Source organism: Chromobacterium haemolyticum (genome assembly GCF_009936155.1).
GTDB classification, from domain to species: domain Bacteria; phylum Pseudomonadota; class Gammaproteobacteria; order Burkholderiales; family Chromobacteriaceae; genus Chromobacterium; species Chromobacterium haemolyticum.
Map to the genome: position 1 here is coordinate 4,155,561 of NZ_AP019312.1, position 12,678 is coordinate 4,168,238.

11 protein-coding genes are annotated in these 12,678 nt (G+C 64.5%); 8 read left to right on the plus strand and 3 right to left on the minus strand.

Annotation, left to right across the window (positions count from 1 at the left end; all coding sequences use genetic code 11):
• Positions 1 to 9 precede the first annotated feature (9 nt).
• From GYH29_RS19025 to GYH29_RS19045, 5 genes are all read left to right on the plus strand, one after another.
• The gene (locus GYH29_RS19025) at positions 10 to 570 is read left to right on the plus strand and encodes a chemotaxis protein CheW (RefSeq protein ID WP_019103017.1); all 561 of its coding nucleotides are present in this window, start codon (positions 10 to 12) and stop codon (positions 568 to 570) included.
• A gap of 6 nt (positions 571 to 576) precedes the next feature.
• Positions 577 to 2,157: a methyl-accepting chemotaxis protein gene (locus GYH29_RS19030; protein ID WP_052052020.1), complete on the plus strand. Its 1,581-nt coding sequence runs from the start codon at positions 577 to 579 to the stop codon at positions 2,155 to 2,157.
• A 75-nt stretch (positions 2,158 to 2,232) separates the two neighbouring features.
• Positions 2,233 to 2,757 carry a chemotaxis protein CheD gene (locus GYH29_RS19035; RefSeq protein WP_043591400.1) on the plus strand — a complete coding sequence of 175 codons (525 nt, stop codon included), beginning with the start codon at positions 2,233 to 2,235 and terminating at the stop codon, positions 2,755 to 2,757.
• The gene (locus GYH29_RS19040) at positions 2,754 to 3,857 is read left to right on the plus strand and encodes a protein-glutamate methylesterase/protein-glutamine glutaminase (RefSeq protein ID WP_043591196.1); all 1,104 of its coding nucleotides are present in this window, start codon (positions 2,754 to 2,756) and stop codon (positions 3,855 to 3,857) included. The genes GYH29_RS19035 and GYH29_RS19040 overlap by 4 nt, the downstream gene beginning before the upstream one ends.
• Before the next feature lie 13 nt (positions 3,858 to 3,870).
• Positions 3,871 to 5,073 (plus strand): EAL domain-containing response regulator, encoded by a 1,203-nt coding sequence (locus GYH29_RS19045; protein ID WP_043640049.1) that lies wholly within the window; start codon positions 3,871 to 3,873, stop codon positions 5,071 to 5,073.
• A 9-nt stretch (positions 5,074 to 5,082) separates the two neighbouring features.
• On the opposite strand, the gene GYH29_RS19050 is transcribed toward GYH29_RS19045, so the two are convergent.
• Entirely contained in the window at positions 5,083 to 6,072 is a 990-nt protein-coding gene (locus GYH29_RS19050; protein ID WP_161524261.1) for a serine/threonine protein kinase, read from the minus strand.
• 79 nt (positions 6,073 to 6,151) lie between these two features.
• Between GYH29_RS19050 and selA the strand changes: the two genes are divergently transcribed.
• Complete coding sequence (gene selA, locus GYH29_RS19055; protein WP_161524262.1) at positions 6,152 to 7,558, plus strand: L-seryl-tRNA(Sec) selenium transferase; 1,407 nt, start codon at positions 6,152 to 6,154, stop codon at positions 7,556 to 7,558.
• Here selA and GYH29_RS19060 read toward each other — a convergent pair.
• Positions 7,541 to 7,873, minus strand: a complete 333-nt coding sequence (locus GYH29_RS19060; protein ID WP_043640044.1) for a GlpM family protein — start codon at positions 7,871 to 7,873, stop codon at positions 7,541 to 7,543. The genes selA and GYH29_RS19060 overlap by 18 nt on opposite strands.
• A 166-nt stretch (positions 7,874 to 8,039) precedes the next feature.
• Here GYH29_RS19060 and GYH29_RS19065 point away from each other — a divergent pair, with 166 nt between their 5' ends.
• On the plus strand, positions 8,040 to 8,969 hold the full coding sequence (locus GYH29_RS19065) for a cation diffusion facilitator family transporter (RefSeq protein ID WP_161524263.1): 930 nt from the start codon (positions 8,040 to 8,042) through the stop codon (positions 8,967 to 8,969).
• 70 nt (positions 8,970 to 9,039) lie between these two features.
• A complete protein-coding gene (selB, locus tag GYH29_RS19070; RefSeq protein WP_161524264.1) occupies positions 9,040 to 10,923 on the plus strand; it encodes a selenocysteine-specific translation elongation factor in 1,884 nt (627 codons plus the stop codon).
• Here selB and GYH29_RS19075 read toward each other — a convergent pair.
• On the minus strand, positions 10,920 to 12,674 hold the full coding sequence (locus tag GYH29_RS19075; RefSeq protein ID WP_019100624.1) for an ATP-binding response regulator: 1,755 nt from the start codon (positions 12,672 to 12,674) through the stop codon (positions 10,920 to 10,922). The two genes, selB and GYH29_RS19075, sit on opposite strands and share 4 nt — an antisense overlap.
• Positions 12,675 to 12,678 lie beyond the last annotated feature (4 nt).

The window sequence follows — 12,678 nt, forward strand, 5'->3', positions numbered from 1 at the left end:
ACTAGCGCCATGAAACCGCTCCATCTGCAGCGCAAACACGACAACGCCGTCTCCGCCGAAGGGCAGACCGACGCACGCCAATACCTGACCTTCCAGCTGGGCGGCGACGTCTTCGCCATCGGCATCCTGGCAATACGTGAAATCCTGGAATATTTGAAACCCACCCATGTGCCGCTGATGCCGCCCTTCATTCGCGGCGTGATGAATTTGCGCGGCTCGGTGGTGCCGGTAATAGACCTGTCGTTGCGCTTCGCACGAGGCGAAACCGAAATCAATCGCCGCACCTGCGTCGTCATCATCGAGGTTGAAGGAGAGGACCAGCTGCAGTTGATCGGCATTCTGGTGGACGCGGTGCACGAAGTGCTGGCCATTCCCGACGCAGACATCGAGCCTCCGCCCCAGTTCGGCAGCAAGATCCGCGTCGACTTCATTGCCGGCATGGCCAAGCTGGACGGCCACTTCATCGTGCTGCTCAATGTCAACAAAGTGCTGTCGGTCGATGAAATGGCCCTGATCTCCAGCCTGGGCCAGCAGGAAACCGCAGCGGAAACCCAAACGGAAAAGGCCTGAGCGGCCATGCCGGCCCACTTCGCCTCCGCGCCCGGCCCAAGTTTTCTGTCCGTCTCCCGGCAGTTGAAACTGGGCTTCGGCGCGCTGCTGTTTCTGCTGCTGGCCTTGATTGGCGCGGGGCTGTACGGCCTGGAGCAATTCCATGTTCAATTGGAGGAGATCACCCAAGTCTATGGCCGCCACGCCCGGCTCAGCGACCGCATGCAGGTCCAGATCCAGGAAATGCGCATCGACTACCGCTCGCTGATCATCGTCTCCTCCCGCCACGACATCGACACCTGGCGCGAACGCTATTTGAGCGCGCGCAACCGCTACCTGGAGCTGGAACAGCGTCTGGCCGACGGCATCGCCCGGCAACAAGCGCCGGGCCGGGCCAGCCTGCAACAGGCCCTGCGGCAACTGCAAAATCGCCGCATAGAGGCCTTCATCCAGTTGGACCAGGCGATGCGCCAGGCCGCCGCCAACCAAAAATACGAAGCGCGCAAAGTCCTGGGCCACGCTACGCCCAATTTCCTGGCCGCCTTGCGGAGGCTGCGGACCGAAACCCACGCCTTGCAGCAACAAGCCGCCCTGCAAGCGGAGAGCCGCGGCCGGGAATTGAAAACGCTGTTGCTGACGCTGGCCGGAGGCAGCGCGCTGGCCGGCCTCCTGCTGGCTTGGGCCATTCACCGCAACCTGTGGCGCATCCTGGGCGCGGAGCCCGACGAGCTGGCCGAGCGCATGCGCGAAATGGCCGCCGGCCGGCTATGGCGCGGGGGAAAACCGCCCGCGGGAACGCGCCGCAGCGTGCACTCCACCTTGGAATACAGCAGCCGCCACCTGAGCGACATCATCCAAGACGTGCGTCACAGCGCCGACCAACTTGCCGACAGCGCCCGCGAAATCCGAGCCACCGCCGAGGCGCTGGCGCAAAACAGCTGGGCCGCCGCGCTCAGCGTTAGCGCCACCGCCCAATCCTGCGCTCAAATGCACGAAGTCAGCCAAGGCAACCTGGCTCAGGCCGAACTGACCAACGCCGCCGCGCACGACGCCGCGCGCCAGGTGGCTGACGGCAAACAAGCGGTGCAGACCGCGGAAAACGCGCTGGAACAGATTGCCGAGCGTATCGCAACCGTCGAAGACATCGCCTACCAAACCAATTTGCTGGCGCTCAACGCCGCCATAGAGGCCGCCACCGCCGGCCGGCACGGCCATGGTTTCGCCGTGGTGGCCGGCGACGTGCGCAAGCTGGCCGAACGCAGCCATCACGCCGCCCGGGAAATCAGCGAACTGGCCCGGCACAGTCGCCATGAAGCGCGTCAGGCCGCGCGCGCGCTGTCCGGCATTCTGGAACGCAGCGCGGCCACCGCGGAACTGGTGGGCGGCATCAGCGCCGCCAGCCGGGAAGAGGCGCGCGGCATATCCCAAGTCCGCGACGCGATGGAGCACCTGGGCGAGGTGTCCCAGCGCAACACCTCCAACAGCGAAGCGCTGGCGGCCACCGCCGCCGAAGTGCACAAACAGGCGGCGCGTCTGCAACAGCAAATCGCTTACTTTCTGATTCAGGAGACAAGCGCGGAGACGGGGAGCGCGTCGAATCCACCCTGAAACGGCGCGGCAACTGATCTACATTAAAACGAATGAACCGGTCGCTTGGCCACCTTCGGCACAAAGGCCCTGGTAATGACAAAACAAGACGTCGATATTTTCCTGCATCCCGGCGATTGGTACTTCGGCGACAAGCACCACAAGGTCCGCACGCTGCTAGGTTCCTGCGTCTCGATCACGCTGTGGCATCCCAAAGCCAAAATCGGAGGGATGTGCCACTACCTGCTGGCTCGGCGCACCGACCGCAGGGCATCGACACTGTCGGGCCGCTACGGCGACGAAGCCATGCTGTTGATGCTGCACGAGGTGCTGAACTCCGGACTGCCCTTGCAGGAATTCCACGCCAAGCTGGTGGGCGGAGCCGCAGTGCTGGCCGGCATTGAACGCGATCAGCCGCACGACGTGCCGTCGCGCAATATCGACATGGCCTACCAGTTGGTGAAACAACTCGGGCTATCCGTGCATGCGGAGGATTTGGGCGGCAACAGCCCGCGGTTGGTGATGTTCGATCTGGCCACGGGCGATGTGTGGGTAAAACAAACGCAAGACGCGGACATGAGCAAGATCTCCGCACACCATAAGGCAAGGACTCGGGCATGACTATCAAAGTGCTGATCGTGGACGACTCTGCAGTGGTTCGCCAAGTGCTGAGCCAGGTTTTCAGCCAGGCAACCGGCATGACGGTGATGGATGTGGCCACCGACCCCATCGCCGCGATGGAAAAAATGAAACAGCAATGGCCGGACGTCATCGTGCTGGACATCGAGATGCCCCGCATGGACGGCATTACCTTCCTCAAACAGTTGATGGCCAGCCGGCCGACGCCGGTGGTGATCTGCTCGTCGCTGACGCAAAAAGGCACCGACATCAGCATGCAAGCGATGGCCGCCGGCGCGGTGGAGGTGATCGCCAAACCCATGGCCGGGGTCAAGGGCTTTCTCGAAGAGAGCGCCAGCCAACTGGTGCATGCGGTGCGCAGCGCCGCCGCCGCCCGAATGAACCGAGTGCGGGTGATGCCCTCCGCCGGCGGCGGAGCGCCCTCTGGCGGCCCGGCGCCAACACCCAACCCGCTGGAAACCCGGCCCAAGCTGTCCGCCGACGCCATCCTGTCCGCGCCCACCGGCGGCAATATGTTCGCCACCACGGAACGCATCATTGCCGTGGGCACCTCCACTGGCGGCACCCAGGCCTTGGAAACCGTCCTCACCGCTTTGCCGCGCACCTGCCCCGGCCTCGCCATCGTCCAGCACATGCCGGAAAAATTCACCCGCTCTTTCGCTGAGCGGCTGGACAGCCTGTCCCAGATCGAAGTCAAGGAAGCCAGCAACGGCGACCGAATCCTGCCGGGCCGCGCGCTGATCGCCCCCGGCGGCAAGCACATGATGATCAAACGCAGCGGCGCCTTCTATCTGGTGGAAGTGGTGGATGGACCGCTGGTCAGCCGCCACAAGCCGTCGGTGGACGTGCTGTTCCGCTCCGCCGCCAAGTTCGCCGGCAAAAACGCGCTGGGCATCATCATGACCGGCATGGGAGACGACGGCGCCAAGGGCTTGAAGGAAATGCACGACTGCGGCGCCAAGACCATCGCCCAAGACGAGGAAAGCTGTGTCGTGTTCGGCATGCCCAAGGAAGCGATCCGCCTGGGCGCGGCCGACGAAGTGATGTCGCTGGACACCATCGCCAAGGCGATTTGCCGCTGAACGAGGAAACACCATGCAACTGGATATCCAGGACGTCCTGATCATTGACGACAGCACCTTGCAACGCCAGCACGGCTGCGAGATCTGCCAAGGCCTGGGCGCGCAGCAGATCCGCCAGGCCGCCAACGGCGAGGAAGGTCTGGAGCGGATGCGCGAGCAGCTGCCCAGCCTGATCCTGCTGGATTTGGAAATGCCCAAACTGGACGGCGTGCAAGTGATGCAACACATGGCCAAAGAGGGGCTGACCGCGCCGCTGGTGGTCACTTCCAGCAAAGACTATCTGTTGATCTCCACCGTGGAGCTGATGGGGCGGGAGCTTGGGCTGCCGGTGCTGGGCGGCTTAAAGAAGCCGCTGCGCCAGCCCGAGCTGCTGGACCTGCTCAAACGGGTCTGGACGCCCAAGGGCAGCGACGAACACCATGCCGAACTGTTCAGCGAGGTGGAGGTGCGCGAGGCCCTGGACAAGGGCGAGATCATTCCCTACTACCAGCCCAAGGTCACCCTCAACGGCGGCTTGCTCAAAGGCGCGGAAATGCTGGCGCGCTGGCAGCACCCGGAGCTCGGCATCGTCTCGCCCGCCCGCTTCATCCCGGTGGTGGAAGCCAGCGGCTGGGCCACCGAACTGACGCTCAGCATGCTGGACCAAGGCCTGAAGCAATGGCAGGAATGGGCGCGTCGCGGGCTGCGGCTGCCGCTATCGGTCAATCTGTCGGCGCTGTCGCTGAAGGGCGACGACCTGACACAGCAGATCGAGCAGCGGCTGCTTAGCACCCATGTGCCGCCGCGCTTCATCATCTTCGAAGTGACCGAGACCGCGATCGCCGACAACCTGGCCGAGGCCATCGGCATCGCCGCCCGGCTGCGGCTGGGCGGCCTGGGCCTGTCCATCGACGACTTCGGCACCGGCTTCGCCACCTTGCAGCAACTGACCCGCTTCCCGTTCACCGAACTGAAAATCGATCAATCGCTGGTCACCTCGGTGTCCACCAAGCCGCACCTGGAAGCCGTACTCAACAGCGTGATCGAACTGGCGCAACGCATGCAACTGACTACCGTGGCCGAGGGCATAGAAACCACCACCGATCTCGACTTCATGGGCAACCGCGGTTGCCTGATGGGCCAGGGCTATTTCATCGCCAAGCCGATGGACGCTCCCCACTTTGAAAGCTGGGTCAAGGAAAGAATGCAGCAGCATAAGGAGGCCAGCACCGGCTGAACCCCACGCTCAGGCAGACCACAACGGCGGCTCGTCCAACAGCGCGATCTGCTCGCGCAAGGTCAGAATCTGCTCCTCCCAATAACGCTGGCTGTTGAACCAGGGGAAGGCGACCGGAAAGGCCGGATCATGCCAACGCCGAGCCAGCCAGGCGCTGTAATGGATCAAGCGCAAGGTGCGCAGCGCCTCCAGCAGATGCAGCTCGCGCAGATCGAACTCGCAGAAATCCTCGTAGCCGGCCAGCACCTCGGCCAGTTGCGCCGACTGCTCCTCGCGGCTGCCGGACAGCAACATCCACAAATCCTGCACCGCCGGCCCCATGCGGCTGTCGTCGAAGTCGACGAAATGCGGGCCGTCGTCGGTCCACAGCATATTCCCGACATGGCAATCGCCGTGCAGCCGCAGCGCGCTCACCGCGCCGGCGCGCTGGTAAGCGCGCTCGACGCCGGCCAAGGCTTGCTCCAGCACGCCGCGAAACACCTCGCGCAATTCCGGCGGCAAATCCGCGTGCCGCAGCAGGTATTCCGCCGGCTCGCGGCCAAAACTGTCCGGGTCCAGCGCCGGCCGCCGCGCGTAGCCCTCCACTCGGCCCAAGGCGTGAATGCGCCCAAGGAAACGGCCGATCCACTCCAAGGTTCGCGCGTCGCCCAGCTCAGGCACCCGGCCTCCGCGGCGAGGAAACAAGGCGAAGCGGAAACCGCCGTGATGGTGCAGCGTCGCGCCGTTGAAAGCCAACGGCGGCACCACCGGGATCTCGCGTTCCGCCAGCTCCAGCGAAAACGCGTGCTCCTCCAGTATCTGCTCGTCGCTCCAGCGCTCCGGCCGGTAAAACTTGGCCACCAGCGGCGCGGCGTCGTCGATGCCGATCTGATAAACCCGGTTCTCATAGCTGTTCAGCGCCAGCAGGCTGCCGGAGCTGAAAAGGCCCAGGCTGTCCACTGCGTCGAGAATGGCGTCCGGCGTGAGACCGGCGAAGGGAGGCGTTTGATGTGTCTGCATCCGGGCATTATACGCAGCCGGCAGCTCTCGAGCGTAAGCGGGTAAAATGAAGGAATCTGACGTCGCGCCGGAAGCCCCCATGGATCTGAAAAACCTGTATACCCGCCTGCCCTCCGTAGACCGCCTGCTGAGCCACGACCGTCTGTCCCGCCTGCTGGGCCGCCACGGCAACGCCGCGCTGGCCGAAGCCGTGCGCCAGACGCTGGAGCAGGCGCGGCGGACCATACGCGAACAGCACGCGCTGCCGCCCTGGGCCGCCAGCGACGACAGCCTGGCCGCCGCGGTAGGCGACCGCGTCGCCGAGCGCCAGCGCATGCGGATGCGCCCGGTGTTCAACCTGTCCGGCACCGTCTTGCACACCAATTTGGGCCGCGCGCCGATGGCCGAGGCCGCGGTGGACGCGGTGACCGCGACGATGCGCGAAGCCGCCACGCTGGAATTCGACCTGCAAGGCGCTGGCCGCGGCCACCGCGACCAGGCGGTCAGCGAACTATTGCGCGAACTCACCGGCGCTGAAGCCGCCTGCGTGGTCAACAATAACGCGGCGGCGGTGCTCATCATGCTGTCCACCGTGGCCGCCGGCCGCGAGGTCATTCTGTCCCGCGGCGAGATGGTGGAGATCGGCGGCGCCTTCCGCATGCCGGACGTGATGCGCCAGGCCGGCTGCCGGCTGGTGGAAGTGGGCGCCACCAACCGCACTCACCTGAAGGACTATCGCAACGCGATCACGGCGGAAACCGGCCTCCTGCTCAAGGTCCACACCAGCAATTACGCGATTCAGGGCTTCGCCAGCAGCGTGGCGGAGGCGGAACTGGCCGAACTGGCGCGCGAACGCGGCCTGCCGGTGGCCACCGACCTGGGCTCCGGCGCGCTGATCGACCTGGCCGCCCACGGCCTGCCTCACGAGCCGATGCCGCAGCAGATGATCGCCGCCGGCGTAGACTTGGTCAGCTTCTCCGGCGACAAGCTGCTGGGCGGGCCGCAGGCCGGCCTGATCATCGGCAAGCGCGAATGGATAGACAAGATTCAGCAACACCCGCTCAAACGCGCGCTGCGCTGCGACAAAATGACGCTCGCGGCGTTGGAAGCCACGCTGCGGCTTTATCTGGAATCGGACCGGCTGCCCGAAACCCTGCCGACGCTGCGCCTGCTGACCCGCCCGCAAACAACGATGCGCGCCAGCGCCGAGCGCCTGCGCGCCCCGCTGGCCGCCGCGCTGGGAACGGACTATCTGGTAGAGGACGCCGCCTGCCTGTCCCAGATCGGCAGCGGCTCGCTGCCGGTGGACCGCTTGCCCAGCTGGGCGCTGGCGGTTTCGCCCGCCGACGGCCGAGGCGGCACGCTGGAACGGCTGGCCGAAGCGCTGCGCGCGCTGCCGCGGCCGGTAATCGGCCGCTTGGCCGACGGCCGGTTATGGCTGGACCTGCGCTGCCTGGAGGATGAAACCGGCTTTATCGACAACCTGGGCTCATTGGCGCGTCCATAGCCACACCAAAACGCCGGCGGCCATGGTCCAGCATGCCGCCGCGCCCAGCAAGGCCGCGCCCAAGCGCCAACGGTCGATCAGCCAATACAAAGCCAACAAATAAATAAAATAAGGCAGCAGCGAAGCCATGCCGAACAGCAAGGTGGTTTTCAGCTCGGCCACGCCGCGCTCGCTGCCCACAATATAATGCGCGATCAGCGCGAAGGTGGGAAACAGCGGCACCAGGCCGGCGATATAGTAATTTCTGGACCTGGCCAACACGCTGATCAACAAGACCGCCAGCGCGCCCAAGGCGCTTTTCAACAATAAAGCCATTTCCTTACCCACCCGCGGAAAACCACGATTGTGTCACAAGCCGTCCAGCCAACGGCTGAGGTTCATTCTTGTTCTCATTCTCATTAATAAAAACAATCAATTTTTTAAAATTAATAGCCAATATGCGATAATAGCGATATCCCACCCACTGCCGGACTGCACTGCCATGGCCCACACTCATCACGCCATCGACGGCGACAGCGTAGAAAAACGCCGCGCCGGCCGCATCAGCACGCTCGTCAGCGTCGCGGTCAACCTGATTCTCTCCACCACCCAGATCGTGGTGGGCGCCCTGGCGCACTCCTCCGCCTTGATCGCCGACGGCCTGCACTCGCTGTCCGACCTGATCGCCGACTTCGTCGTCTTGCTGGCCGGCAAACACAGCCACAAAGCGCCGGACAACGATCACCACTACGGCCACCACCGCTACGAGAACGCCGCCTCGCTGGTTCTGGGCCTGCTGTTGCTGGGCGTCGGCCTGGGCATGCTGTACAGCGCCGCCGCTAAATTCCACGACCCCGCCTCCATCCCCACCGTCCATGTCGTCGCCTTGTGGGTGGCGCTGCTGGCCCTGGTGGTCAAAGAGGCGCTATTCCGCTACATGCTGGCGGTGGCTAAACGCGTGCGCTCCAGCATGCTGGTGGCCAATGCCTGGCACGCGCGCTCCGACGCGGCCTCCTCCCTCGTGGTGGCGCTGGGCATTATCGGCAACCTGATGGGCTACCCGCTGCTGGACCCGGTGGCCGCGCTGCTGGTGGGGCTGCTGGTCGCCCGCATGGGCTGGCGCTTCGGCTGGGACGCAATGCATGACCTGATGGATCGCGCCGCCGACGACGACGCCGTCGCCGCCATCCGCCAGACCCTGCTGGCCACCCCCGGCATCCACGGCGTGCATGACCTGCGCACTCGCAAGATGGGCGATCTGATCCAAGTGGATGTGCATCTGGAAGTAGACGGCGCCATTAGCGTGGAACAAGCCCACGCCATCTCAGAGGCCGCGCGCCACCATGTGCTGGAGCTCCACCCGGTGCTGGACGTGCTGATCCATATCGATCCCGTCGGGCACTACCTTCCGGACGCCGCGCCCGCAAGCTGAGCGAGGCCCCATGGCCAAGCCCGCCGTTTCTGGCGATACTTGGCCTTTTCCCCCTTCAGCTTCGCCCGCCATGATTATCGCCACCGCTGGACACGTAGACCACGGCAAAACCACCCTGCTGCACGCCCTGACCGGCACCGACGCCGACCGTCTGCCGGAAGAAAAAAAACGCGGCATGACCATAGATCTGGGCTATGCCTATTTGCCCACGCCAGACGGCGGCGCGATCGGTTTCATCGACGTGCCCGGCCATGAACGCTTCCTCGGCAATATGCTGGCCGGCGTAGGCGGCGTGCGCCACGCCCTGCTGGTCATCGCAGCCGACGACGGCGTGATGCCGCAAACCCGCGAACACCTCGCCATTCTGCAATTGCTGCAACTGGACAGCCTGACCGTGGCCGTCAGCAAAAGCGATCTGGTCGGCCCGGAAGCACTGGAACGCGTCATGAGCGCGGTGCGACAGACGCTGACGGAGCACGGCCTGCAAGCGACAGCGCTGCTCCCGGTTTCCGCGCGCACCGGCGTCGGCGTCGATGCTTTACGGCGGCAACTGCTGCAACAGCGCGGCGACGCGGCTGGCACGGAACGGCGCTTCCGTCTGGCGATAGACCGCGCCTTCACCATAGGCGGCGCCGGCCTTGTGGTAACTGGCACGGCTTGGGGCGGCCGCGTCAGCATAGGCGACACGCTATGGCTGAGCGGCAAGGACGTTCCGGTCCGCGTACGCGGCCTGCATGTGCAAAACCAGCCGGCGCGGCAAGGCCAGGCGGGGCAGCGCATCGCGCTCAACCTGGCAGGCGACATCGAAAAACAACAGATTCAGCGCGGCGACTGGCTGCTGGCGCAAGCGGCCCCGGCACCGAGCTCCCGCGTCAGCGTCCGCTTGCGCTTGGCTCCGGGCCTTCACGCCGCGCTGCGCCATTGGCAGGCCGTACATATCCATCACGCAGCCAGCCACTGCACCGGCCGGGTGGCGCTACTGGAACGCTCGCAGCTCCATTCCGGCGACGAGGGGTTGGCGGAACTGAGCCTGGACCGTCCGCTCCACCTGGCCGACGGCGACCGGATAATCCTACGAGACGCCGGCGCGCAGCACACGCTGGCCTGCGCCACGGTGTTGGAGCGGCAACCGCCCACCCGCGGCAAGCGACACGACGAACGGCTGGCCTACCTTCGCGCCCTGGCCGCGGCGGGAATGGAGGATGTCGAGAATCTGCGGCTCCGCCTCAGCCGGCAAGCGGTTTCCCTGCCCGATCTGGCCTGGGACCGGCAATTAAACGAAACCGGCCTGGCGGAACTGCTGCGCGCCGCGCCGCTACGCATCGCCGGCCAACATGCTTATGCGCCGGAACACTGGGTAAGTTTGCTAGAACAACTGCTGCAACGACTGGCGGCGCTGCATCTTCAGCAACCGGATCAACTGGGCGCCAGCCGCGGCCGCGCGCGCCGGCTGGCGCTGCCGCAGGAAAGCGAGGCGGCGGTCAACTTGATGATTGATCAGTTGCTGGCGGAAGGGAGGCTGGCCAACACCCACGGCTGGCTGCACCTGCCCGAGCACGTGCTGGCTTTCAACGCAGAAGAGACCGCGCAGTGGCGGCGATTGGAACCGGCTTTCGCCGAGGAGAACCAAGCGCACTGGGTACGGGATCTGGCAACGGCTGCCGGCTTGGAAGAAGAACAGGCGCGCGCCTTGCTGCGCAAAGCCGCACGACTAAGTCATGTCCACGCCGTGGTGCGGGACCGCTATTGCTCTAGCGCGACCATACGCGGCATGGCGGCCATCGTTCGAAACCTGAACCAAGACGTCGGCTACGCCGACGCCGCCAACTTCCGCGATCAGTTGGGCTGCGGCCGCAAACTGGCGATTCAGATCCTGGAATACTTCGACCGCTGCGGTTTTACCCGTCGCTTGGGCGACAAACACCTTCTGCGCGAAGCCCGACTGTTCGACTAGCCGACATGCCCGGGGCCTGGCGGCGACTCCAAGGCCCGGCCCAGCACCGCGCGCAGCCGGCTGATGTCAAACGGCTTCTCCAGACGCGCGGCGAACCAAGCGGCGCGCGGGTCCGCGTACTCTTCCGGATACGCCGTCATCGCGATGATTTTCACGCCACGGTGGCGCACGCTGCGCTTCAGCGCTTCCGCCACTGAATAACCGCTCTCATTACCCAGCTGCATGTCCAACAACACCACGTTGAAACTCGCCTGCTGCAGCTTTTGACAAGCTTCCGCCACCGAGCTGGCGGTGGACACCGCGTAACCGTTCATCTGCAGACAATCTGAAAATGGCTCTCGGATATTCTTGTCGTCGTCCACCACCAACACCGAGCGCTCCGGCCCCGGCAGTTGGTCGGGCACCACAATCGGCAAACGGACGATGAATTCGGAGCCGACGCCTACCACGCTCTTCAGCTCCAACTCGCCGCCCAGCAGCGACACCAGCTCCTTGACCACCGCCAAGCCCAGCCCGCTGCTGCCCACTCGACGCGCATGCCCCTGGAAAAACGGCTGGAAAATGCGAGATTGAAACTCCTCAGGCACGCCGATGCCGGTATCTATCACCCGGATATCCAAAATATTGCGGCCATCGGCGGCGTCCACACCGGCCTCAACAGTAACCGTCCCGTGATCCGTGTAACGAATGGCGTTGGTCAGCAGATTCCCGACTATCTGCCGCAAACGGTCTCCGTCCAACCTCACCTTCGGCGGCAACTCGCCCAGCCGCACATGCAGGCCCAGCCCCTTGCCATCCAGCTGAGCGCGATGCACGTCGATCACCTCGTTCAGCGCCGCCGCCACATCCACATCGCTGATATGCAAGCGGAACTGCATGTTTTTGATCGCGGAGATGTCCATGATGTCCCGCACCTGGGTCATCAGATGCGCCATGCAGGTTTTCAAGCGCCCCACCGCCTTGGCCGCCTTTCCTGCCGGATCAATGTCGGGTTCGATCAGCTCCACGCATACCTGCATGGTCTGCAACGGCGAGCGGATCTCGTGGCTCAGCGTGGCGAGGAAGGTGGTGCGGTCCAGTTCCGCGTTCACCGTGGCCTTATGCGCCTCACGCTCTTGTTCCAATAGTTGCTGACGGGCGGCGGCGTCGCGACGCGCGCCCTGATAGCGGTACAAGAGCACGAAAATCACCATGCAAATACCGCCCAGCGCGAACCACAGTGAAGCGACCAACTGCTGGTTGTGCCGCAAATCCTTATTGCGCGCGTCGCGGGACGACACCTCGGCCACGCGCGCCTGAACCGCGAACTCCGCCAGCGAAGGCCTGATGCTGTCGATGCGGTCTATATTCTGCTGCGCGGTCCTTAGGCTGGGATGCAGAATATTCTCGTCCTCGAAGAAATCCTGCAACAGGCTGGCGGTGCCCTTGAAGCCGTCCACGCGGCTCAGCATCTCCTGCATCTTGGATGGAGTGACGAAATCGAGGAAACGGCTGTTGGCCACCGCCAAGCGAAATTGCACTTGCGACTCGGGGACTTCCCCCGCCTTCAACCTCAACAGGTCCGCGCGGGCTTTCTCAAGCTCAAGCTGCATCTGCGCCACCGACCAGTACAAATCTTCGCTGCGCCCCTCAAAGCCGCGCGCCGGCACATAACGCTCGATCGCCATGTAAACGCCGATGGCGAGCAACAAAAAGCCAAGCAAGGCCAGCGCCGGAATCCCCTTCCAGCCGGACAGCATCGATTTGTTCATCGCT

What these genes read in the sequence shown, in the direction of transcription:
- GYH29_RS19050 (WP_161524261.1), bottom strand. Translation starts at nt 6,072, where the DNA reads ATGCAGACACATCAAACGCCTCCCTTCGCCGGTCTCACGCCGGACGCC.
- GYH29_RS19060 (WP_043640044.1), bottom strand. Translation starts at nt 7,873, where the DNA reads ATGGCTTTATTGTTGAAAAGCGCCTTGGGCGCGCTGGCGGTCTTGTTG.
- GYH29_RS19035 (WP_043591400.1), top strand. Translation starts at nt 2,233, where the DNA reads ATGACAAAACAAGACGTCGATATTTTCCTGCATCCCGGCGATTGGTAC.
- GYH29_RS19065 (WP_161524263.1), top strand. Translation starts at nt 8,040, where the DNA reads ATGGCCCACACTCATCACGCCATCGACGGCGACAGCGTAGAAAAACGC.
- GYH29_RS19075 (WP_019100624.1), bottom strand. Translation starts at nt 12,674, where the DNA reads ATGAACAAATCGATGCTGTCCGGCTGGAAGGGGATTCCGGCGCTGGCC.
- GYH29_RS19025 (WP_019103017.1), top strand. Translation starts at nt 10, where the DNA reads ATGAAACCGCTCCATCTGCAGCGCAAACACGACAACGCCGTCTCCGCC.
- selA (WP_161524262.1), top strand. Translation starts at nt 6,152, where the DNA reads ATGGATCTGAAAAACCTGTATACCCGCCTGCCCTCCGTAGACCGCCTG.
- GYH29_RS19030 (WP_052052020.1), top strand. Translation starts at nt 577, where the DNA reads ATGCCGGCCCACTTCGCCTCCGCGCCCGGCCCAAGTTTTCTGTCCGTC.
- selB (WP_161524264.1), top strand. Translation starts at nt 9,040, where the DNA reads ATGATTATCGCCACCGCTGGACACGTAGACCACGGCAAAACCACCCTG.
- GYH29_RS19045 (WP_043640049.1), top strand. Translation starts at nt 3,871, where the DNA reads ATGCAACTGGATATCCAGGACGTCCTGATCATTGACGACAGCACCTTG.
- GYH29_RS19040 (WP_043591196.1), top strand. Translation starts at nt 2,754, where the DNA reads ATGACTATCAAAGTGCTGATCGTGGACGACTCTGCAGTGGTTCGCCAA.